The organism is Salinisphaera japonica YTM-1 (assembly GCF_003788585.1).
In the GTDB taxonomy this organism is placed as follows: domain Bacteria; phylum Pseudomonadota; class Gammaproteobacteria; order Nevskiales; family Salinisphaeraceae; genus Salinisphaera; species Salinisphaera japonica.
Window position 1 is genome coordinate 29660 of the sequence record NZ_AYKG01000011.1, and the last position, 22079, is coordinate 51738.

Here is a 22079-nt window from a genome sequence, read left to right on the forward strand (position 1 = left end):
AGTGGCGGGTTCGCATCCGGCCATCGAACACGCCACACTCTTAACGTGATGCCACCACCCGAGCGCACGTGATCGACTTCGAGGCCTATGGATATCTGGCGCTGGCCATGTGTCTCGTCAATCTCGTGCCGCCACTGCCTGCCGAGGCCTCGATTCCGTTTGCCTCAGCCCTGTTTAACCGCCACGGCATGGCTATCGGCGGGGCTATACTGGCGGCCACCCTCGGCCTGACCGTGGGTACCCTGCCAATCTACATCGCCGGGCGTTTGACCGGCGAAGCGCGTTTCAAACGCTTTCTGGTGGGGCCAGGGCGTTGGCTGTTGCTCACTCCGGCCGATGTCGATCGCTCCGGGCGCTGGTTCACACGTCATGGTGCGGCACTCGTCATCCTCGGCCGGCTGGTACCCGGCATGCGCTCCATGGTCTCGTTGCCGGCCGGCTTCCACCGCATGCCGTTTCCGCGGTTTCTTCTGTTCACCATGGTGGGGTCTGCCGGCTGGGCCAGTGTGCTCGTTCTGACTGGCCACTGGCTCTCACACGCCGTGATGGGCATGAACGCACTGCGGGTCGGCCAGGCTCTTCTGGTTCTGGTGGGCGTACTCTATCTCGTGCGCCTGATCCGCGTTCTGAAAAAAGACTGAGCGCTCGTAAATGGCGGATACACGGGCTTGTCGCACCGGCCTAGGTAATCCGTATTACGACGAAGGGTTGACTCGCTAACACAGGCCGCGTCCCCGGTTATCTGTCCAGGTCCAAGCCTGTTTGTCAGTCCCGATTGATGTGTTTGTTCCTTGCCTGGGCGTGCCCCGAGTTTTCGTATTTATCGATCGTCGGCCACTCAGGCCAGTGGTTGGCCGAGCGGCGTTTCGCCGATGGTGCCAACATCGCGTGCTGTCAGAGCCCGTTGCCAGATAAAGCATGAAATCCATGTATTCCCGTAAAAACAGAGGCTTATAATCTGTTTTTCGGAGAGGCTAAGCACCGTTCGGTAGTGTTTGTTTTTTGAAACACTGTTTTGTTTATATAAAGAGCGGTCAAAGGAAATACTTGATGTGACGACGCTCGTGGATAAGACAGGGGGAGCGAGCGTGGCCGACCAAACGATTAAAGCAAGCATTCATAAGGCCTAAGGGCGGCCGATAGAGCCACTTTGGGCAATGGATAATTCGAGTTAGACTTAAGTATTAGAAACCGCGCCATTAGACGAGAAACGGATATGGAAGTCTCGGCTTGAGTCGGTATATCGCTCCGAATAATAAGCACGGTATTTTTGGCGTATAAAATTTTATTCATTTTAATCATATAGTTACGTATTATATGCAAGAGGTGGCGGCAAGGTGAGGTCGCGCGATTTGCGCGACTGAAAATAGCGGCAATGGAGCACAGCAAAAAAATTTTCTGAACCGATAGATTTTACGATTCAGTGATTTGCATTGATATTCCCCCTCGAAAGTAAGTGTATAACCCCATATAAAATTTGCGTTTTCAAAATGAGTCATTGATAAAGACTGTGAGCATTCCTGCCGGCCGTGGGGGCCGGGGATACCATGCACAGGGGGATAAGAATGACTCACCGATCTCGAGCGATGCGGGGGCGCATCCTGAAAGGCGCAGCACCTGCCAGAGCACTGCCTGCCGTACTACTCGGCTGTCTGCTGGCCGGCACATTCACTGCCTGCACCTCCGGCGACGGCGGCGACAACGGCGGCGCCGGCAGCCCGGATACCGGTACGAACGTGGGGGCCAACAACCCCGACCAGCCGGCCGGCCTGGCGTTCTCCTATCCCGTCGACGGCCAGACCGACGTCTATCCCGGTACCACCATCGCCTTCGCCTTCAACGGCGATGCGGCCGGCGACGTGCAGCTGGTCGATACCCAGACCGGCAACGTACTGCCGGCCCGCGTCGTGGATCGCGGCAACGGCATCTTCAATATCTACCCGGCGGATTCCGACGCCCGCATGGCCCCGGCCACCACCTATGCCGTGGTCGCCCAGGGCACCATTGGCGACGACGACAACACCGAGTTCGCCGACGGCGACACCCTGTTCGCCTTCAGCACGGCCGCCGCCGGCGGCGCGGCCACGTCAGCCGATTTCACGCTCGTCAACTTCCCCACGGGCAGCGATGCCGGCTTCCCGATCAACGGCGAATCCTTCCCGTTCACCCAGTTCAACACCCTGCGGGCGCGTTTCTCCCAGCCGGTCGACGAAGGCAGCGTCAAACTCTGTACCGGCAGCGAATCCTTGGGCGACGACAACTGCACCGTGGCCGTCACCGGCCCGGACGGCAGCAATGTCGCCGGTCGCCTCTCTGTGCTGGGCAAGGATTTCGTCTTCGACCCCGGCAGCATCAACCCCGATCCCAGCAACCAGGACGCCGATCAGTACGACGGCGACGATCTCGAAGCCGGCGTCCAGTACACCGTCAACTTCGACGACGACTTCGTCTCCGCCTCGGGGCAAACCCTCTCCGGTACCGATTCGTTCAACGTCACCCCGCTGAGCATCAACACCGGCGATCGGGTCGATGTGGTCCAGCGCCTGCGCATCGGCGTCATCGGCAACGACGATGACGACAACGACAGCATGTCCAGCCCGTTGACCGGCCGCACGGCCAACAACATCGAGCTGGCCAGCCAGCTCATCGGCAGCTATGACCTGGCCGCCGTACCCAGCCCCGAACAGGGCGGGCTGCAGGTGCGCCTGGCGGCTTTCAACGGTCAGCGGTTTGGCGGCAAGATCCCGACGGTGTTGCCGCGGGGGCAGAAGTTTCTGCTTCAGAACTTCAACTTGGCGCTTGGCAGCCAACTCAACGACGACGGCACCTTTAGCGAGGCCGTGGTCGATACGCCGGTCAATCTGGACAATCTCGACGTCCAGTTCGCCAACGATTCGGACGTGTATCTGCTGGCGAATGATCTTTCCAACGTTGAGACGCCGACGCGGGTGGCGCAGCGTCTCGACCTAAACATTTTTGGTCAGGTCAGTCCGAACAGCCCGATCGAAGCGCTTTCAAACGGTGTGGTCAATCAGACCGCGTTGAACGTGCTGGCCTCGGGTGTGGCTATTCCGCAAGACAATGGGGATATTAGCCTCGTGCTCTATGGGGCATTGCCAATCTCGGTGAATCGTGATGCAGAGGCCGCCGCTAACTTCGAATTAGAGTTGACGTTGCCGGCTAGTTCGGATGATCAGCCAACGATCATGGCGGACCAGGGTGCGCCATTCATAACGGCACAGTACCCGACGGCTTGTAGTTACGTATTCAACACGCTGTCTTTCGACAGTGACAGCGCGTCGTTTTCACCCATATTCAATGCCAGCGACGTTTTGCCCGGGTTAAGCGGCACCACGAGCCTGTCGGCCAACGAGCAGAAATGCCGGGATTTAATGGCAGAACGCTTTATCTTTGGATCCGGCGTCGGCGACGACGATAACCCCACAGCTACGTTCAATTTTCCCGAGCCGCGTCCAAATGCTGTATCGGTAGATACAAGCCCGGCTTTCTTGTTCTCCGAAGCAGTTGATCCAGCGAGCATTACGCGGGTTCAGATGATGAACGCTGACGGTGAAACAATCTCTGTTCGCAGTCGCATCGAAGGTTCAAGTCTCGTTGTCTCACCTGTTGAACGTCTCGATGCGGACACGAAATATACCGTGTCGCTCGGCGGTGGGATCACCGACTTAAACGGAAATCCGCTTGACCGATCTATGCGCGGTGGCGTCAGCGACACTTTTGACTTCAACACGCAACCCTTGGTGTTGCCGCGAGATGACGATGGCTCGATCACTCAACTAGAGCAAAGTGACACGGAAACCGTTCGACAAACCGCTCCGTTTCTCACCACTTTGACACCCGGTGTTCCTTGCGCACTGATGCCGGATACGTCCAATTCGGCTGATTACTTTATGGACGGCGGAAGTCAGGCCGGTCGATGCGTCGGCGACGATCCAGACGAAGCTGAGCAGTTTGCTCCTGTTTCTAGCCGAACATACTCATCGCCGAAATTGGAAGGGGTGCAAAATATTCAGAGCACGAGGCGCGTATACGACGTCTTCAAATCTCCTTCCAATTTTCCGGTAGTCGGATATTTTTCCAAGGCAGTCCAGTCAGAATCTGTCAAATTAGCCAATGGATGCTTGATTGGCGGGTCGGGAAATACCGTTGATGGCGCAACAATTGCGATCCAGAAAATGTCTGCTGGGCAATGCGAAGGCGTTGTCCCTGGCGCCCTAGCGAAACTTTCACCTAATTCGGGGCTAACACGGGGATTTCAGTTTAAGCCGGCCGCAGGCTTCCAAGCCGGGCAGCGGTACTGGGTTGTCGTTTGCGGAAGTGCAAACAACCTGGATCCGGACAATCAAAGTCCAGCCAGCAGTTGCAGCTCGCAATCCACAGTCATAGGGCAGAGCGGATTCGCTCTAAATACTAATCCTTTGTCGTCGACTGGGACCAAAGCAAATGTTTTAGCTGGTGGGAATAGTGCGTTCGATACCTGCCCAGGGAATAGTCCGACGCCGGCACCACAACAAGAGACAAACTGCTTTTCTGATTATCGCGGTGGTGGTGGCCCCGACATTGTGATGCCGTTCACCGCGACTGCGCCGACCTCGGATTATGCGACTGTTCTACGCGCGTTGCCTGAAGCCGATACCAACGGTAACGGTTTTTTCGACAACGGAAATGTCCAAGCTACGGCAATTCCTGATGGTTTGTTTTCATTCGTCCAATTCCCGGTCGGCTTCAATGGAACAGTTACTGATCAGCTTACTAGCAGCCAAGGCGACGTGACCACGGAATTTCCTGACGAACTGGGACGAGAGCGGGCTCAACTACCAAATGTTGTTTATTCCGATATCTTCGAGACCGCATTATCAGCAGCACCGCCGGTAGCTTCATTCTTGGGAGGTGAGCGACCGATTCGAATCAAACCTGCGCAATTCGGCAGGGAGTGCGATGAGGCCTTTGGCCTAACCTTGAATAACGGGAATTCGGTGATTGGCGAAAACACGAGAAAGACGTGCATTCCCGTCGAATTGCCGCCAAGTGGCATCTTGACCGGGACGTCTCTTTCGTTCTTCTCGCTAGTGACCGGTCGATTGATATTGAGATTCCCGTATCAGATCGATGCCGACGGAGTTGCCACGCAACAGCCGCAGCGAGGTTACATCGTTCCTCGGTGTAGCGGGACCATCACCCGCCGGGACTCTGTCGACTCTGATTATGCGAAGCCATATAACTATGCGCCATGCTTCGTCGCGAATCTCACGGTTACGGTCAACGCCGACGGCTATATCGACGACTTGGATAACGGTAGCGCCACTCGCGTAGCGCAACAAGACGTCAATATTCAAGTCGTAGGTCCGGTGGGCTTCCAGCAAAACGGGCGATTGGCGATCAGCACTTTGAACACTAAAAGATTCATAGTCGTTGCGGATGCGACCGGTGGGCCGACGCCAGCGCCAACCCTCGCAGGAGAACAAGCGCTCCAACTTCTAGGCGCGCCCATACATGGAGGCGAAGCGTTTCCTAGTCGATAAATTCGGTTTTAGAGACAAGTTTGCGTGAGTGAAGCTCGGCACCTCGCATCGAACCATACCGAGCGAGTTGTGAAAAATGAGGAGATAGATATGAAAGTGGCTAATATTAAAATCGCTATCGCCGTAGCAACGTTGTCGGTAACTGCCACCGCGGCAGTTGCTCAGCCGGCCGCGCCAAACGTCATGCCGGAAGGGCAGTTCACTTTTCTTGGGAAGGCCAACCTGACGAAAAGCACTTTTCTGGGCAACGTGGGCTCGACCTGTGACCTACGTTTGACTGGTGAAGTGTCTAACACAACAGATCCGGCAGGCATCTATATCGATGTCACCTCCGGGTCGGTCACCGGAAGCGAGCAGTTCTGCCCAGACATCGACGTGGTCGGCTTCACTCAGGGCCGCACAGGGACTCCGGAAAACCCGGGGACTTGGGAAGCGTTTGTCCCGGATTCAGTAGCGCAGCAAGCACTTAACCAAGGGCCTCTTACCGCCGCAGACGTTACCTTCCAGAACGTCATGGTTGAAGTACCGCTACTCTCGGATTGCACAGGCAATGTCACCGCTAAGTTCTCTAACGGGCTGAATGACGTCTCTGACCCGTCGCAGTTTACGTTCGATGCCTCGTTCGACGGCTGTAACGTCGTCACAACACAGCCGTCCGGTTTGACGGTTCAGCCGAACATGTCCGACGCGCCAGATGTGAACGTGCAGTAAAGAAGCCGACGGGATCAGGTCTTGCATTGCCACATTCGTGAAGTGTGGCGATCAAGACTCAGCCAACGGGGTCAGGTCTTGCATTGCCACATTTTTGAGATGTGACGACTAAGACTCGACTTCCAGGCTTTAACGAAAACCCCGGCACACGCTTCGGCGTGTGCCGGGCCTTCAACCCAGCCGCATCCGTCATCGCTCGATGGCCGATGCGAGTGGGCTGAACTAGGTCACAGGAGAGTTAGCGGCGTGAGGTCTTGCATTGCCACGTTTGAGTAGTTTGAGACTAGATTTCGTAAAAATTGAAATTCCCGGTGCGGCGTCGTTGTTCGTGTCGGGTTTCAGCCCAGCCGAATGAGCCGTTGTGTGGCGGTTTATTCGAGTGGGTTGATCGATTGGATACCACGACCAGGGATTGTTGTTCTGATGAGCAGACCGTTACGTATCGATTTAGCCGGTGGCGTGTATCACGTCACGGCGCGTGGTGATCAGCGCGGGGCGATTTATTTCGCTGATGCCGATCGCCGGGCGTGGCTTGATGTGCTGGGCGAGGTCTGCGAACGCTATGGCTGGCGCTGTCATGCGTGGTGTCAGATGACGAACCATTATCACCTGTTGATTGAAACGCCCGAGGGCAATCTGTCGCACGGGATGCGCCAGGTCAACGGCGTCTATACCCAGTATGTAAACCGAGCTTATCGTCGCGTCGGACATCTGTTTCAGGGGCGCTACAAGGCTATTCTCGTAGAAAAAGAAGCCTATTTGCTGGAAGTTGCGCGTTATGTGGTGCTTAACCCGGTGCGCGCCTTCATGGTGGATACGGTTGGCGAGTGGCCCTGGAGCAGTTACTCGGCCATGGTCCGCCACACGGCCGTTGCCTCGTGGATGGAACGCGATTGGCTGTTGGGCCAGTTCGGGATGACCCGCTCGGCGGCGATTGCCGCGTATGCCGACTTCGTACGTGCGGGCGTGGGACAAGAGCCGATCTGGTCACATTTACGCGGGCAGCTGTATCTGGGCGATGAAGCCTTTGTTGCCGATATGCAGAACCGGGGGCTTGGCGGCGATCTACGCGAAGTGCCGCGTATGCAACGCCGGGCACCGCCCAGACCACTGACGACCTATAGCGGCGCGGGCCATTCGCGGCATGAGGCCATGGCCCGGGCTTATCTGGCCGGTGGTTATAGCCAACGCGAGATTGCCGATCATTTTGGCGTGCACTACGCCACAGTCAGTCGGGCGGTAAAGCGCTTTAAAGCGGCTGAGCGCGTCCACCCGGAAACGACCGGATCACCGCGTGAGGTTCGCGCATGACCACTCTGACAACGGATCGGCGTCCGCCTGTTCTAACGCACCCGATCGATCCAATACGCCGGTCGGCGATGCTGATGGGCAACAGCGAGAATACGCAGCACGTGGCCGTCGCACTCGTAGACAAGACTGTATGGAAAATGATTCATCAGGCCGCGGCGAACATTCGGGCGTATTTCGGTATACAGCGCGGGATACGCGGCTATCCGCCGTGTGGCGGCTTGAAATTCGGCCAGGAACCGTTGCTCGGTGGCTGGGGCTTGCGCTCGGTACCAGGTGACCGCTTCGTCCAGCTCCTCTTCGGCCAGAGCTGTGATTTCGACCTGCATCAACGCGAGTGTTTTTCCATCGCTTCGGCCAGCGGGCGCGACCGTAAACGACCCTCTTTCACGGCTTGGCTGCGTGCCGCGGCTTCGTCGGCCCAAAGGGCTTCGACCGTGGGGTCGGGCAAGTCGAGTTCGGCGATCAGCTGTTCGATCAAGCGCAATTTTTCCGTCGCCGGCAAGCGACTGGCCTGTTCTAGAAGCGTCATGGGGTTTTCCCGTGCGAAGGCGTTCTGGGCAGATCATAGCAAAGCATGGCCCGCCTGCTCGCGGGTCGGTACGCAAGAAGCAGCCGGGCGGCGCATACCACCTGTCATGGCCGGGCAACCCAGCCGAATCCGCTATTCACAAAGCCTGTCGAATAGCCGATCCGAGTGGGCTGAACCAGACCACGGGGACCCGTGCGCAAACCCGCTTTCAGGGGAAAGCGCGGCTCGCACCACAACGCACCGTAAGGGGGAGCAATGAATCATCATTCAATAGGCCGGGCGAGTCTGGCCGGGCTGGCACTGGGGCTGAGTGCCCTGTGTGTGGCCGGCACCGCCAGTGCCCAGGGCCAGATGCGCGATCTTGAAGCCACCGGCGGCGACACCTTGATCGGTGACGCCATCAGCTTCGTCGGCAACAACCTGTATCTGCGCTTTGGCGCCGGCTATCTCGACTACTACGGCACCAGCTCGGAATTGAAGGTTCAGGACGCCCAGGGCCTGGCGGCCCAGGCGTTCGGCCCCGGCGAATCCAGCCTGGACGGCACCGGCAGCAGCTTGAACGACAAGCTCTTTCCCTCGGGCACGCTGGGGCTGTTCATCCCCTGGACCAATCATCACCTGGCCACCGAGGTCACGATCTCCGCACCCATCAAGCTCGACTTCCAGGTCGACGGCTCGGCGGCCACGTCCTCGCTGGCCCCGGACGCGTTGGGCGGCAACGGCCCCGGCAATGCCATTGATCCCGGGGTGCCCACGCTCAATCGCAACATCGGCCAGCTCAAGACCTTTCCGCCGAACATCAGCTTCGTCTATCGGCCGTTCGTGCACACCCGTATCCAGCCGTATATCGGCGTGGGGGCCATGTATCTCTATACCTACGACACCGATATCAACGAACCGCTGTTGAACAGCCAGAACGAGCCCACGCTGTATCTCTCCAAGCCCTGGGCCTGTACCGGCAAGCTGGGTGTGGATATCAACATCACCGAAAAATTCTTTGTCGGGGCCGAGGCCCAGTATCTGGGCTGTGCCGAGGTCAAGGCCGAGCTCAACGATATCAGCGTCCGGGCCGACAACGTCTCCGGTGCCTTCGGGCCGGTGGATGTGGGCACCATTTCTTCGACCAACAGTTTCGAGGCCGTGTTGTATCAGCTGTCCATGGGGGTGCGCTTCTAGCGCGCCGCCGGGCTAGGCGTCAACGAATTGATCATCCCGATATCCGGTCTTGCTGGCTTTTTTTCAGAGTCTCCCTTTGCAGGTAAGCACCCCGGGACTGATCTTTTTTAAATCGTTGTGCGGCGCCGATTGCGCCGCACAAGAGGGGAAACAGACATCATGAAACCATCCCATCTAATGCAGATGTTGAAAGTCGGGACCATCGCCGGGCTGACCGGCGCGGCCCTGGCCGGCTGCGGGCTGATCTACAAACCCGTGGGCCATACCTTGAACCACTACAGCCTCGACGAGATCGTGCCCTATGCCCTGGGCTCGGGCGATCTGGATCTGGCGGCCTGCGGCACCGGCATGGGGTTGAACCAGCTGGGCGGCAGCTTCTCACGCGTGATCAAGCGCCCGGCGCGCTTGATGATCGTGACCAACACCACCGCCTCGTTCTGCTCGGAGATCCAGGCCCAGAAATACCACCTGAAGGTGCAGCGCAACCTGCACAACGGGAACACCGACGTGGCCCGCGATAATCGTATCGTGGCCCAGCGCTGGGAACGCCTGACCGCCCTGCGCCGCTACCAGGTCTATCAGGACACCGTGAACGCCTACGGCGAGATCGGCACCGACAAATGCCCGGACCTGAGCAACGAGCTGGGCACCGATCAGGACCAGTTCGTGTATCTGACCGGCGTGCTGGTGGGCGTGCAGGGCCTGCTCAACGATATCCAGGCCAACTCCAGCGTGGGTATCCCGCAGAACATTGCCGCCAAGGCCGGCCGGGCCTCGGACTGTATCGACAACCAGCAATGGTGGGGCGTGCCCAAGGCACTCGAAGCCGTGGTGTGGCTGTCGGTGCCGGGTAATGCGCCCGAGGGCGCCCAGCCGTATGCCCAGCTGCAACAATCCGCCGAGATCGGCCGCCGGGCCGGTATCGCCCTGCCGGCGATGCTCTATGCCCTGGCCGCCTATGGCCAGTCGGACATGGCGCGCCAGAAAGAGGCGATCAAGATGGTGGCCGAGATCTATAACGACTACGAGCCGGGCAAGGCCCCCGACGACCGCGACGAGAACAACGATGCCGCGCAGTATCTGCTGCTGAACCAGATCGCCTACAACGAAGCGCTGTATCTCTCGGATCGGATCTGGATCGATGCCGAAGGCCATCGCACGCCGCTGGTGGCCCTGGGCAGTTTCCCGGGTGAAGGCGCCCCGACCCAGGAGATCGATGCGGGAAGTTATTTGAACTAGTCGTTGGTTGGGCACGCGGCGCGGGCATAGAAGATGCTAGGGCCCGTTGCCGTGTCATACGAGCGCCGCTTTCGCCCCGAGTCCGCAGTGTGGCTTGCAAGGGGCGAGTCGCGGCGTCGTGGCGTGCCACGATCAAGGCTTGTAAAGGCGCAGGGCGCCCATCTCGAATCTTTTATCGGCGGCCCAACCCTTCGAGACAAGCGCCCGGGAATTAATTACACGTCGGCAATGCAGTGTTCTAGCCCACTTGCGCAGAATGACGCGCCAAGTGCGCTACGCCTCATATTGCCGCCCATAGTCACAATATGGAGCGCTTGGCGCGGATTCTTCTGAAACGGCAACAGGCCCTGGGCCGCGTGCCGAGGATATTTGTTCTATCTTTGAGCTGTATGGGTGTTTTCTTCGCAGAATGCAGCCGCCGATCACGGTGGCGCTGGCGAGTAATGCCCCGAGCACACAATTCGCGTTGATTAACGGCAATGTCTAACGAGGGGAGTAGTGACATGGCGCGTGTGCTATCGACAGATCACGCCGTCGACGAATGGCCGGAGCCGGCCGCAACACAGCCGGCAATCCAGCAACTGGCCGGCCTGCTCGTGCGCGATACGCGTTATATGACCGCGGGTTATCGTCTGCTTGCCGGCGCTATATCGCGGGTGCGATGTCGACAGTGGCCAAGCGAACCCGGCCCGGGGTATGCCTTCATGCCGGCCCTGTGTTTAAGCACGCCGGCATCGCGCTTACGGCGCTATACCTGCTGTGCTCCCGAACTGGAATCTACCCACGGCCAAGAGCCGGATGGCTGCTGGTTATCGCTGCATACGACGTATGGCGCGGCTCCAACAAGCGATCGATTCAGGCTGGACAAGCGGTATCAATCCGATATCGGCCCGGTCGACGTTGACAGTTATGTGCGCTACCTGGGCATTTACCGCAAGATCGTGGAGTCACACGCCTGTGCGATGACCAAGATCGTGGCGATAAACGCGCTGGGCGAACGCCAAGCCTTTACTGAATTCACCGCGCGGCACTGTGAGCTACAGCCGCTGTTTCCGCTTTCACGCTTTCAGCTAACGGTCGATCTGTTGCCCGGGGTGGGCCAGAAGACGCGCAAGCGCCTGGAGGCTTACGATCTGAAAAGCATTCCGGCTGTCGCTGCCGCCGACCAAAGCACATTGGCGGCCGCCCTGGACAACCGTCATACCGACGCCCAGCGGATCAAACGTGCTGCCGAGCAACTGGCCGAACGCGCCTGTCGGCCCACACGCGGCGAGCGGCTCGGCCCGCCACCCGGCCACGACTGATCTCCACGAGACGCCGGCTCGACGCACTTCGTCGGTTCTCGACGCCGTAACCAGGCCGAAACGGCTTGCTTGCAGCTCATCAAGCGCTGTGTTCGCGGCGAGCAGTCATTAGAGCGCCTCGCTTGAAGGGCACCGTGCGCAGACGCAGGCCGCAGGCGGCATGAACCGCGTTGGCGATCGCGGCGGGAATGGCCGCGGAGGTGGCCTCACCTGCGCCCAGAATCGGCTGGTCGGGCCGGTCGATCAGGGTGATGTCGATTTCTGGCAGAGCCGCGAAATCGGCCAGCGGGTAGGCGCTCCATTCCAGGCTGGTGATGCCGTAGGGGTCGAACGTGATGGCCTCGTTGAGCGTGCGGTTGATGGCCTGGATCACGTTGCCCTCGATCTGATTGCGCAGGCCGTCGGGGTTCACGACGGGCCCACAGTCGTGGGCCACCCAGGCGTGGGTCACACGAATACCGTGCGTGCCCACCACAACGGCCACGACCGCGGCCACGCGGGCGGCGTTGTTTTCATAGGTGAGCTGGGCCATGCCGCGCCCGCGCGCGCCGTCATCCTGCCAGGTGCCGGGTGCGGACTCGCCGGCTTGCCAGCCCGCGGCGTGGGCCACGGTTTCCAACACGCGCCGGGCCCGCGGTTCGTGCAGGTGGGCCAGGCGAAACGCCAACGGATCACGCCCGGCCGCGTGGGCCAGCTCGTCCATGAACGACTCGTTGGCAAAGGTGTTCTGAATGGCCCCCAGCGTGCGCAGGGCCGATGCGCGCAGCGGCATGTCCCGGTTGGCCAGCCAGTTGACGACGATATGTTCTGCTTTCAGGTCATAGCCCGAGATCGTGTTCCGGTCGCCGCCAACGTGGCGCGTATCGGGCACCAGATCACGCGCGAGCTGGCCGGCCAACAGGCTGGCGGCACCCAGTTGTTTGGCCGGGCGGTTCAGATGGGTGGGCGTGCGGTTATCGAACTGCCAGGCAGTGATCGCCCCGTCGTTACCCAGCGTGGCGCCAAGCCGCATACGCATGGCACAGCCCAAGGGCGCCCAGCCGTGTTCGTCGGCGCGCGACCATTGCACGCGGACCGGGCGGCCCACGGCCCGCGAGAGCAGGGCCGCATCCGCTGCGGCATCATCAGCACCGTTATGGCCGTAGCAGCCCGAGGCCTCGACGTAGCTCACACGGATATCGTCGCGGCCCAGCAGCTCAACCAGCGCGGCGCGCAGCGGATACACGCCTTGTGTGCCCGACCAGATATGCACGCCGTCAGGGCTTACATCAGCAATCGCCGCCGACGGGCCGATCGAATCATGGCTTTGAAACGGCCAGTGATAGGTCGCCGTGTGGGCATCGCTGCCCAGTGCGGCCGGGCCCGTGTCGCGTATCACATCCCGCGTGGCCGGCAGCGTTTCCAGATGCGGAAACAGCGCATCGCCGGCCGGCACCGTCATGGTGGTGTCCCATGCAAGGCGCAGTCGCTCGGCGGCCTGCATGGCCTGCCATTCATCGGGGGCGACCACGCCCACGAAACGGCCCACGCGCACGACTTGTGCCGCCTCGGGTAGGTCAGAGGCATCGATTGCGATCAGGCGCGCGGCATCGGGCGAGAACGCGCCGGTGGTCGGCGGGCGGATCACCCGGCCGTGCCACATGCCGGGCACCACGAGATCCTGCATGTAGGTAAACCTGCCGGCGATCTTGGCGGGGATGTCTTCCCGCGCGATCGATTGGCCGACCGGCCCGCGATGTACAGCCGGCGCGAACGCGGGTAATTCGGCCGCCAGGGGCCGGTCGATGCCGTCGGCGATCAGCGCAGCGTAGGACAGGCGTTGAGCGCTCGATGCTGCATGGCCCACGACGTGCCCGTTGGCGCTCGTCAATGTATCGGCGGCAACGCCAAGACGTGCGGCGGCGCGCTCGATCAGGGCGGCCCGGGCCAGGCGTGCCGCGTGGGCCAGTTGGGTGCCGCCGCTTTGTAGTGTCTTGCTGCCCGCGGTATAGCCCAGATCCGGCGTGAGGGCGGTATCGGCCTGGAGCAGACGCGTGTCGGCAAAGGCCACGTCCAGCCCGCCGGCCGCCAACTGGCGCAGGGCCGTGGCTACACCTGTGCCCAGCTCGACCTTGCCGCTATAGATCGTCACCCGGCCGGCGGCGTCGATGGCCAGCCAGGCATCCACGCCGCCGGCGCGGAGTTGGTCGGTGCGGGTGGTTTCAGCCATATCAGCTACAAAACGCGCGGCCGTGGCCACGCCCGGCATGGACAGACCAAAGCCCACCACGAGGCCGGGCACGCTCTTGAGCACGTCGCGTCGGGTGAGACTCACGTGGCGTTCCGCGCCTGACGCTGCATGCGAGCGGCGCGCTTGATCGCCCGCACAATGCGTACGTGTGTGCCGCAGCCGCAAAGGTTGGAGGTCAAGGCGGCGGCGATGGCCGCGTCGTCCGGGTCCGGGGTGTCGGCCAGCAACGCGGTGGCGGCGATCATCATCCCGCTGATGCAATACCCGCACTGGGCGGCCTGTTCATCGATAAAAGCCTGCTGAACGGGCGAGAGCGCGTCACCCGGGGCTAGACCCTCCACGGTGGTGACCGGCCCATCGACCGCGGCGAGCGGCAACACACAACTCTGGCGCACGTCGCGGCCCACGAACACGGCACAGGCCCCGCATTCGGCCAGCCCGCAGCCATAGCGCGTGGCCTTGAGATCAAGATGATTGCGCAGCGCGTAGAGCAGCGGCATATCGCCCGGCGCATCGATGTCGTGGGCCGTGTCGTTGACGATCAATCGATAAGTCATCGCGCGCCTCAGTGTTTTCGTGCCGCGGCGACATCGGCGCCGGAAATACCGCTTGCCCCCACGCGGGCCCGCAGCGTGTTCACCAGGGCCGCGATCTGGGCATCGCTCAGCCGGCTGGCATAGCCCGGCATGAAAACGCGCCCGTCGGCCCCGGTACGCGCTACGCCGTCCAAGAGCACGCGGATCAGATTATCCGGATCGGCGCCCGTGACCGTGGCATAGCGCGAGAATGCATCGGCCGGCCCGCCCGGCGCGCCCGCAACGTGACAACTCACACAGTGGCGCGCGTAAAGCGTATCGCCGAGCGCGCTGGTTTGGGCGGCCTCGGCCGAGCCCGTCGGCGCCGAACTGGCCCGGGCGGGCACCGTGCGTAGATAAGCGATCATCGCGGCCCGGTCGGCATCGCTCAAAACCCGCGTGCTGTCGGTAATCACCTCGGCCATCGGCCCGGCAGCAACCGCGGCCGCGGACGGCGCGCGCACATGGCCGGTGGCCAGATACTCGTCCAGTGCGGCATCCGACCAGCCGCCAACGCCATCGGCGTGGGACGTGATATTGGGCGCATACCAGCCGCCGAGCTTGGCACCGGTCAGGGCGCGATCGCTGTCGAGCGCGTATGTGGTACTGCGCGGCGTATGACACTGGCCACAGTGGCCAAGCGTTTCGACCAGATAATGGCCGCGGGCCACCGGGCGATCAGCACGCGGCGCCGGCGCGTCCAGGTCGCCCGGTTCGAAGTTCAGCCATTTCCAACCACGAATCAGCGCGCGCTGGTTGAACGGAAAGATCAGCGCGTTATCCGGCGGCGTGTAATCAACCGCCGGCACCGTTTGCATATAAGCCCACAACGCCGCGATATCCGCCCGCGACATATTCGTATAGCTGGTGTATGGAAACGCCGGATACAGCTGCTCGCCGTCGTCGCCAATGCCCTCGTGCATGGCCCGCAGGAAATCACCGTCCGACCACGTCCCCAGCCCGGTCTGAACATCCGGCGTGATATTGGTCGAATACAGCGTGCCCAACGGCGTCTCAAAGGCAACGCCGCCGGCATACGGCGCCCCGCCTTCGCGGGTATGACAGGACTGACAGTTCCCCGCGGCGGCCAGATACCGCCCGCGCTCGACAGGGTCGCTCGCCGCGCCTGTGGCGGTGGCCGCAATAATGAATAGCGACAGGCCGATACAGGACCGGACCACTGTTCGGCGGTGTCGGAAAACGCTTGGGCGCATGTTTAAGGGCGTGCTCGGCGACAGCTCGAGCATGCCACCCGGCGCCGGGGTTAGGGCGTATTGAGGTTTCATACGAGTCCGCGCCAAGCGCTGTTTTACGGCAAGACGAGGCGTAGCCGACGCCGCGCAGTCATTCTGCGCCAGTGGGCTAGAACGCTGTATTGCCGATGTGTCGTTAATTTTAGGGCGCTTGTCCCGAAGGGTTGGGCCGCCCATAAAAAATCGAAGATGGGCGTCCTTCGGCGTTGCGAGTCTTGATCGTGGCACGCCACGACGCGGCGACTCGCGCCTTGCAGGACACGATTTGCGGACGCCAACGCGGCGCTCGTATGAAACCTCAACACGCCCTAGCCAACGCGCCGGGGAGATAATTAGCTGATCAGAACGCGACGCCGATCTTGCCGGTGAATGCCCAGAACCGGCCGTCGTCGAATTCGGCCAGCGGGTCGCCGCTGGTGGATACCGGTGAGCCGTTGAGCCAGAAGTAGCTCAGCCCGGTGCCGAAGGTGACTCGCTCGGTCAGCTGAAACAGCCCGCCCAGCGCGACGGCCTGGCGATCGCCGGCCACCCGCAGCGGGGTGTAGGGCGCGCTGTTGCCGTCTTCGATCAGGCCGGACACGGAGCCGGAGAAGAACGAGGTGAAGCGATAGCCCACGCCCAGTTCGTAGGTGATGGTGTCGTCGAAATCGACCAGGCCACGGCCGGCGAGATTCGTGAACAGCTCAGGCTCGAGCAGCGATTTCTCGTGCTCGACGTAGCGCACCGAGCCAAAGGCCACCGTGTTCGGGGCGATGCCGGTACGGGCCTCGAGCAGCCAGCTTTCCGGGGTGTCGATGCTCGTTACCGAGCTCTGGTCGAGACTGACCGGCACCGCGCCGCCCGGCGTGGCCACGACGGTGTCCAGACGCTCGCGCGAGGGCAGTTTGTGGGTGATTCGTGAGTTGTAGGTCAGCGCCACTCGCAGCGCGATCTCGGGCCGCTCGTAGGCCACGCCGGCCAGCCAGCCCGTGCCCCAGTCGTTGCGAAAATCGACGTTGTAGCCTGACAGCGGGCCATAGCCCAGGCCCTGAAGCGTCACGTTGCCGCCCACGCGCTGCTGACGCACGCCGCCGAACAGCGTGAACTCGTAGGGCAGCGTATAGGCCAACACGCCGGTGAAGGCGATGGAATCAGCGGTTGCATCGGTGCCGCCGAATTCCGGCATGTTGTCGGCGTATTCCAGATCGATGCCGAAGGGCTGATCCACGAACAGGCCCGCCGCCAGGCGATCGGTCAGATCGACCTTGAGCAGGCCGGCGGGCAGGTTGAAGTTCTCTGCCGCATCGCCCGTGCCAACGCCTGATAGCGTGCCCGTGCCGGTAATGTCCGGTACGACGCGTGTATACGAGATTTCTGCATAGTTGCCCGGCGTGAGGATCGCCGAGACAGACTGCGTCGTGCGCTGCAGCCCGCCGGCCATTGCGATTGATGAGCCCAGCAACCCCACACTGCCCAGACCGGCCACGACACAATTCTTGAACATCTCTGAACTCGCTCTGGTGGAACCCGACCCGCAACCGGCCGACAGCGAAATCATAGATGGTCGAAAAATTAAAAGATAAGCGACCTAAGTATAGTTGCGACTTTTAAAAGCCGATTATCAAAAACTGCGTGCTTGTTGCAGCTATTTTGGCCGTTTCATGACGTGTTCATGACGTGGCTGGGCGTTGATGAATCAACGATCCGTCAGCCTGAGCCCGGGCGCAGACGGGCACACCATCGCGTCAGGGCCGTGCCCGGACCGCGCAGGGCCTCGACGACAGAAAAATGATGCTCACCGGCCAGTTCGTGGCTTTGCGTGGCCACACCGAGGCCGGTCCAGATATTGGCCAGCAGATGGCTCTGGCGCTTGAGCTCGGCCAGCTCATCGGCGCCGACGACACAGAGCAGATCGCCGGGGAAATCGGGCTGAGACAGGGCCGGCGACAGCGCACCGGCGCGCGGCATGTCCAGGCCCAGCGTGGCACCGATATCAGTGGTCCGGGCCAGCGGGCGCAGGTCATGCAGGCCGCTGATCGAGACCACACGCTTGATTCGGGCACGCGCGGTGTCGGGCAGGCCTGAGTGTTGTGTCACCGCGTGGGTGACGAGATGCCCGCCGGCCGAATGCCCGGCCAGGATCAGATCCCCTGAGGTGGCATCGGCAATATCGCCAATGGCCGCGATAACCGAGTCACAGAGGGATTCCAGCGATACATCCGGGCATAGCGGGTATTCGATGAAGGCCACGCGTAGACCGCAGGCCAGGGCGCCGGCGGCCAGCTGATGGTTCTCGGCGGCGTCCAACGAGCGCCAGTAGCCGCCGTGAATGAACACCAGCGTGGCGTGGGCCGGAGCATCCGGCTCGACGATATCGATGAACTCACGCGGGTGGCCGCCGTAGCGGCGCTGGCGCATGCGCGAGCCGTGGGTGTGGCGAAAAGCCGCGCCATCGGTTTGCCAGGCGGCCAGCCAGGCATCGGCATCGGCCACAGCCCCGCGGTTGTCGTACGCCTTATCCCAGACATTGCTCATGCGTCACCGCCGTTCACATAAGCCTCGAACGCGTCCTTGTAGTCCGGGTGCCAGCGCGACAGGGCCGGGCGGTTTTCGGTGATATCGCCGGCGGCCCAGGCGGTACGGCGTCGATCAGTTTCTTCGTCCACGGCGTTGTCGGGGCAGATGACGTAGAAATCACCGGCCGCCATGGCGTGATCCAAGCGCTCGATGACTTGTTCGGGCGTCCAGGCCTCGGCGGGTTGCGTGGCGTGGCGGGCCTTGGACATGCCGGTATAAGTGAAGCCGGGGACAAGCAGATGCACGCTCAAGTCGTCGCCGCCTTCGGCGTTGCGCAGCTCGTGGGCCAGGGCTTCGGTATAGGTTTTCACGCCGGCCTTGGTCACGTTATAGGCCGTATCGCCCGGCGGGTTGGTAATGCCCTGCTTGGAGCCGGTGTTGATGATGGCCGCCGGGCCGGTCTGGGCCAGCAGCTTCGGGGCGAACGCCTGGCCGCCGTGGATCACGCCCCAGAGATTCACGCCCATCAGCGCGCGCCAGCGGTCCATCTTTTCAAAGGCACCGCCGCCGGCGTTCACGCCCGCGTTGTTCATCACGATGCCGATATGATCGAAATCACGGGCGGCCTCGTCGGCCAATGCTTGCACGGCCTCGAAATCGGCGACATCGATCGGCCGGCCGCGCACCTGGACATCGGCCTGGCCGGCGCTACGGGTAGCGGCGCGAACGTCTTCGACGGCGTCGTCCAGCGCATGGCCCGGACGATCCGCCAGCACGATGTGCATGCCTCGGGCGGCGAAATGAGAGGCCGCGGCCAGGCCGATGCCGCTGGCAGCCCCGGTGACGACGGCCGCATGACCGGGCTGAATGGCGGGATGCGTGCTCGTGCTCATGATCTGCTCCAACGAAAGCGACCGGTCGGGTGGCCCGGCCGGTCGATTAGCTTCATTAGGCAAGTATATCAGCGGCGACCGCGCGGCCGAGGCGCCGCGCGGGGCCAACAGGGCATCGCTTAGATGCCGATATCGCGCAGGCGCTTGCCCGAAAGCAGATTGCGCTCGATCTTTTCCAGCGAGATGCCCTTGGTTTCGGGCACCAGCAGCAGGGTGAAGACGATGAAGGCGATATTGACTACGGCCAGAATGCCGAAGGTGGCCGTGCCGCCGATACCGGTGAGCATCACCGGGAAGAAAAAGCCGATACAGAAATTGCCGATCCAGTTGGCCCCGGTAGACACGCCGATACCGAAGTCACGGCCCTGCAGCGGCTGAATCTCGGCACACAGCGTCCAGATCAGCGGGCCGGCCGACATGGCAAAGCCCACCACGAAGATCAGCACCATGGCCATGGCCAGGTATTGCAAAAAGGTCGTGGTCGCACCGATATGCAGCACGAATGACAGCACGGCCATGGTCACGCCCATCATGAAAAAGCCGGCATAGAGAATCGGCTTGCGCCCGGCGCGGTCGACCAGGGCGATGGCGATGAAGGTGGCCAGCACGTTGGTCAGGCCCGTGACCACGGTGGCCCAGAGGCTGGCCGAGGTGCCTTCGAAGCCGGACATCTGAAAGATACGCGGCGCGTAGTACATGATCACGTTCATGCCCGTGAACTGCTGCACGATCTGTAGCGCAAAGCCCAGAAACACCGAGCGGCGGAAGTTCGGGTTGCGCTTGAACATCGCAAACCCCTTGGCCTCGGACTCACGATTGAGCGCGTCCCGGATCTCACCCAGCTCGTAGTCGACCTCTTCTTTGGTGCCGCGCAGCTTGGACAGGACATCGCGCGCCTCGTCGAAGCGGTCCTTAGCGGCCAGCCAGCGCGGGCTGTTGGGCACCGACAGGGCGCCCACGAACAACAGAATCGCCGGGATCACCAGCACGCCGAACATCCAGCGCCAGCTCTCGATATAGGAAAACGCCGCGTTGGAGACGAAAGCCGCCAGAATGCCCACCGTGACCATCAACTGATAGAACGAGATGGTCGTGCCGCGTATCCGCTCGGGCGTGACTTCGGAGAGATACAACGGCGCGGTGAATGAGGCCACGCCCACGGCCAGGCCCAGCAGAATACGCCCGATCCACAGCAGCGTCGGGCCCTGGGCGACGACACAGACCAGAGCGCCCACGATGAACAGCGCCGATGAGGCCAGAAGGGCGCGCTTGCGTCCCATGCTCTTGGAGATCGAGCCGGCGGAGAGCGCGCCGGCGGCCGCCCCCACCATCATCGAGGACACGACCCAGCCTTCCATCTGCGACGAGAGATTGAACTCTTCGTTGATGAACGGCAGGGCGCCGGATATCACGCCGATATCCATGCCGAACAGCAGGCCCGCCAGTGCGGCCAGCCCGCAGGACAGCCATACCATGGGCACGATATCGGCATGGGCCACAGCCTGTGGTGGGGTGCGCGTCGCACCGTTGGACGAAGAAGATTCAGCGGTCCCTGCCATGTGACACTCCCTGAGCGATGCGTCGGCGACGATCGCAGCTGTGGTTCAAGCCTTGCCGCGAGCGCGGGCGCTTACGACGTGGCGTTAAAATAGCGCGTCGTGGGACCGATTCCCACGCCAGATCGTCGTTTTCAGGCGGTTTTACGACGAATGTTTAATGTTTTTGTATCAGCCAGATAATCACCGCGGCGGGCGCTGGCGCAGAATCCGATCGAGCCGATCGCGGCCCGGATCGATCGTGCCGGCCAACGCGGCCAGCAGCCGCTCCACGGCCCGCGCGGCCACGTGCTCGTGTTGTTGGGCCATCGTGAAAACGGTGGTGGGCAGGAAATCGAGCAGGCGATGATCGCCGAAGGTAGCCAGCTGCGGCATGGCGCGGCTGGTCGGTGTCGCGTGTCGATCCAGCAGCACATCCAGCGCGCCGTCCAGAAGCGGATAGGCAGCGGTCACGATCGCGGCCGGCCAGGCGTGCTCGGCCAGATGATCGCGCAGCAGGCCCGCGCCGGTCGCCCGGTCATAGCGCGTGCCACAACGGGTATGCGCGCCGACCGGCTGGTCCGCCACGGCGTCTAGAAAACCGGCCCGGCGGCGGCGCGTGATCGACAGTTCGGCGACCGCATCGAGCCAGAGAATATCGCCCGGCGGCGCATGCCTGGCCCGGTTGGCCAGCACCGCCTGTGTGAGCTGTCTCGCCGCGCCTTGATTGGAGGACGCCACGCTGCGCAGGTGGGTTGCCGACAACGGCCGGTCGAGCGCGATCACGGGGGTGCCCGCGGCCTGAATCTCGGGGTAGAGGGCATCGTGTTCGGCCAGGCACGAGGCCACGATCAAACCATCGATCTTGCGTGCACGCAGGCCGGCCACCAGCGCCCGTTCGGTGGCGGCGTCATCGTCGGAATCCACGATCACCAGCTGATACCCCTGCTCGCGCAGCCGGCGCTCGATCTGTTTGGCCAGGCGCGCATAGCTGGTGTTCTCCAGGTCGGGGACGATAAGACCCAGCGTGCGTGTCTTGCCCCGGCGCAGGGCGGCCGCGCGTATGTCCACGCTGAAATCGTGCTCGGCGATCACGGCCTCGACGCGCGCAACCGTGGCCGGGCTGATCCGCCGGGCGCCCGCCTGACCGTTGACCACATAACTGGCCGTGGTGCGCGACACGCCGGCCAGGCGCGCAATATCCGCCAGTGTTTTTGGCTTCGTGGTCATGACAAATCGGCCTCATGACAGGCTTGAGACTTTTGTATGAATCGTAGGTAATAC

17 protein-coding genes are annotated in these 22079 nt (G+C 61.9%); 7 read left to right on the forward strand and 10 right to left on the reverse strand.

Going from position 1 to position 22079, the window contains the following annotated elements; all coding sequences use genetic code 11:
* Positions 1-68 precede the first annotated feature (68 nt).
* The 4 genes from SAJA_RS04570 (at position 69) to SAJA_RS04585 (ending at position 7565) form a co-directional block, all read left to right on the forward strand.
* Positions 69-641 carry a DedA family protein gene (locus tag SAJA_RS04570; RefSeq protein ID WP_123657484.1) on the forward strand — a complete coding sequence of 191 codons (573 nt, stop codon included), beginning with the start codon at positions 69-71 and terminating at the stop codon, positions 639-641.
* Between the two features lie 945 nt (positions 642-1586).
* Positions 1587-5543, forward strand: coding sequence for an Ig-like domain-containing domain (locus SAJA_RS04575; protein ID WP_184999749.1), 3957 nt, complete (start codon positions 1587-1589; stop codon positions 5541-5543).
* 69 nt (positions 5544-5612) lie between these two features.
* Complete coding sequence (locus SAJA_RS04580) at positions 5613-6254, forward strand: hypothetical protein (protein WP_123657486.1); 642 nt, start codon at positions 5613-5615, stop codon at positions 6252-6254.
* A gap of 423 nt (positions 6255-6677) precedes the next feature.
* On the forward strand, positions 6678-7565 hold the full coding sequence (locus tag SAJA_RS04585; RefSeq protein ID WP_123657487.1) for an REP-associated tyrosine transposase: 888 nt from the start codon (positions 6678-6680) through the stop codon (positions 7563-7565).
* 32 nt (positions 7566-7597) lie between these two features.
* Here the strand turns inward: SAJA_RS04585 and SAJA_RS04590 are convergent, their stop codons facing one another.
* Together SAJA_RS04590 and SAJA_RS04595 are read right to left on the reverse strand one after the other, a co-directional pair.
* On the reverse strand, positions 7598-7891 hold the full coding sequence (locus SAJA_RS04590; RefSeq protein WP_123657488.1) for a type II toxin-antitoxin system RelE/ParE family toxin: 294 nt from the start codon (positions 7889-7891) through the stop codon (positions 7598-7600).
* The gene (locus SAJA_RS04595; RefSeq protein WP_123657489.1) at positions 7891-8094 is read right to left on the reverse strand and encodes an addiction module protein; all 204 of its coding nucleotides are present in this window, start codon (positions 8092-8094) and stop codon (positions 7891-7893) included. Before SAJA_RS04595 ends, SAJA_RS04590 begins: the two co-directional genes overlap by 1 nt.
* Positions 8095-8349: 255 nt before the next feature.
* On the opposite strand from SAJA_RS04595, the gene SAJA_RS04600 reads away from it, so the two are divergent.
* From SAJA_RS04600 to SAJA_RS04610, 3 genes are all read left to right on the forward strand, one after another.
* The gene (locus tag SAJA_RS04600) at positions 8350-9270 is read left to right on the forward strand and encodes an OmpW/AlkL family protein (protein WP_123657490.1); all 921 of its coding nucleotides are present in this window, start codon (positions 8350-8352) and stop codon (positions 9268-9270) included.
* 159 nt (positions 9271-9429) lie between these two features.
* Positions 9430-10509, forward strand: coding sequence for a hypothetical protein (locus SAJA_RS04605; RefSeq protein ID WP_123657491.1), 1080 nt, complete (start codon positions 9430-9432; stop codon positions 10507-10509).
* A 503-nt stretch (positions 10510-11012) separates the two neighbouring features.
* On the forward strand, positions 11013-11813 hold the full coding sequence (locus SAJA_RS04610; protein ID WP_123657492.1) for a helix-hairpin-helix domain-containing protein: 801 nt from the start codon (positions 11013-11015) through the stop codon (positions 11811-11813).
* Positions 11814-11892: 79 nt separating this feature from the next.
* On the opposite strand, the gene SAJA_RS04615 is transcribed toward SAJA_RS04610, so the two are convergent.
* From SAJA_RS04615 to SAJA_RS04650, 8 genes are all read right to left on the reverse strand, one after another.
* Positions 11893-14127, reverse strand: a complete 2235-nt coding sequence (locus tag SAJA_RS04615) for a molybdopterin cofactor-binding domain-containing protein (protein ID WP_221180124.1) — start codon at positions 14125-14127, stop codon at positions 11893-11895.
* On the reverse strand, positions 14124-14600 hold the full coding sequence (locus SAJA_RS04620; protein ID WP_123657493.1) for a (2Fe-2S)-binding protein: 477 nt from the start codon (positions 14598-14600) through the stop codon (positions 14124-14126). The genes SAJA_RS04615 and SAJA_RS04620 overlap by 4 nt, the downstream gene beginning before the upstream one ends.
* Before the next feature lie 8 nt (positions 14601-14608).
* Positions 14609-15832 carry a cytochrome c gene (locus SAJA_RS04625; RefSeq protein WP_221180125.1) on the reverse strand — a complete coding sequence of 408 codons (1224 nt, stop codon included), beginning with the start codon at positions 15830-15832 and terminating at the stop codon, positions 14609-14611.
* Positions 15833-16211: 379 nt separating this feature from the next.
* Complete coding sequence (locus SAJA_RS04630; protein WP_184999751.1) at positions 16212-17354, reverse strand: OmpP1/FadL family transporter; 1143 nt, start codon at positions 17352-17354, stop codon at positions 16212-16214.
* Between the two features lie 203 nt (positions 17355-17557).
* Positions 17558-18385 carry an alpha/beta hydrolase gene (locus tag SAJA_RS04635; RefSeq protein WP_123657496.1) on the reverse strand — a complete coding sequence of 276 codons (828 nt, stop codon included), beginning with the start codon at positions 18383-18385 and terminating at the stop codon, positions 17558-17560.
* The gene (locus SAJA_RS04640; protein WP_123657497.1) at positions 18382-19260 is read right to left on the reverse strand and encodes an SDR family NAD(P)-dependent oxidoreductase; all 879 of its coding nucleotides are present in this window, start codon (positions 19258-19260) and stop codon (positions 18382-18384) included. The genes SAJA_RS04635 and SAJA_RS04640 overlap by 4 nt, the downstream gene beginning before the upstream one ends.
* A gap of 119 nt (positions 19261-19379) precedes the next feature.
* Complete coding sequence (locus tag SAJA_RS04645) at positions 19380-20735, reverse strand: sugar porter family MFS transporter (RefSeq protein ID WP_221180127.1); 1356 nt, start codon at positions 20733-20735, stop codon at positions 19380-19382.
* A 264-nt stretch (positions 20736-20999) separates the two neighbouring features.
* Positions 21000-22025 carry a substrate-binding domain-containing protein gene (locus SAJA_RS04650; RefSeq protein ID WP_123657499.1) on the reverse strand — a complete coding sequence of 342 codons (1026 nt, stop codon included), beginning with the start codon at positions 22023-22025 and terminating at the stop codon, positions 21000-21002.
* Between the last annotated feature and the right edge of the window lie 54 nt (positions 22026-22079).

Bases quoted from the DNA above. Each gene is read 5' to 3' on its own strand.
- SAJA_RS04630 (WP_184999751.1), bottom strand. From the start codon at position 17,354: ATGTTCAAGAATTGTGTCGTGGCCGGTCTGGGCAGTGTGGGGTTGCTG.
- SAJA_RS04575 (WP_184999749.1), top strand. From the start codon at position 1,587: ATGCGGGGGCGCATCCTGAAAGGCGCAGCACCTGCCAGAGCACTGCCT.
- SAJA_RS04620 (WP_123657493.1), bottom strand. From the start codon at position 14,600: ATGACTTATCGATTGATCGTCAACGACACGGCCCACGACATCGATGCG.
- SAJA_RS04590 (WP_123657488.1), bottom strand. From the start codon at position 7,891: ATGCAGGTCGAAATCACAGCTCTGGCCGAAGAGGAGCTGGACGAAGCG.
- SAJA_RS04585 (WP_123657487.1), top strand. From the start codon at position 6,678: ATGAGCAGACCGTTACGTATCGATTTAGCCGGTGGCGTGTATCACGTC.
- SAJA_RS04635 (WP_123657496.1), bottom strand. From the start codon at position 18,385: ATGAGCAATGTCTGGGATAAGGCGTACGACAACCGCGGGGCTGTGGCC.
- SAJA_RS04605 (WP_123657491.1), top strand. From the start codon at position 9,430: ATGAAACCATCCCATCTAATGCAGATGTTGAAAGTCGGGACCATCGCC.
- SAJA_RS04625 (WP_221180125.1), bottom strand. From the start codon at position 15,832: ATGCGCCCAAGCGTTTTCCGACACCGCCGAACAGTGGTCCGGTCCTGT.
- SAJA_RS04610 (WP_123657492.1), top strand. From the start codon at position 11,013: ATGGCGCGTGTGCTATCGACAGATCACGCCGTCGACGAATGGCCGGAG.
- SAJA_RS04650 (WP_123657499.1), bottom strand. From the start codon at position 22,025: ATGACCACGAAGCCAAAAACACTGGCGGATATTGCGCGCCTGGCCGGC.
- SAJA_RS04600 (WP_123657490.1), top strand. From the start codon at position 8,350: ATGAATCATCATTCAATAGGCCGGGCGAGTCTGGCCGGGCTGGCACTG.
- SAJA_RS04640 (WP_123657497.1), bottom strand. From the start codon at position 19,260: ATGAGCACGAGCACGCATCCCGCCATTCAGCCCGGTCATGCGGCCGTC.
- SAJA_RS04645 (WP_221180127.1), bottom strand. From the start codon at position 20,735: ATGGTATGGCTGTCCTGCGGGCTGGCCGCACTGGCGGGCCTGCTGTTC.
- SAJA_RS04595 (WP_123657489.1), bottom strand. From the start codon at position 8,094: ATGACGCTTCTAGAACAGGCCAGTCGCTTGCCGGCGACGGAAAAATTG.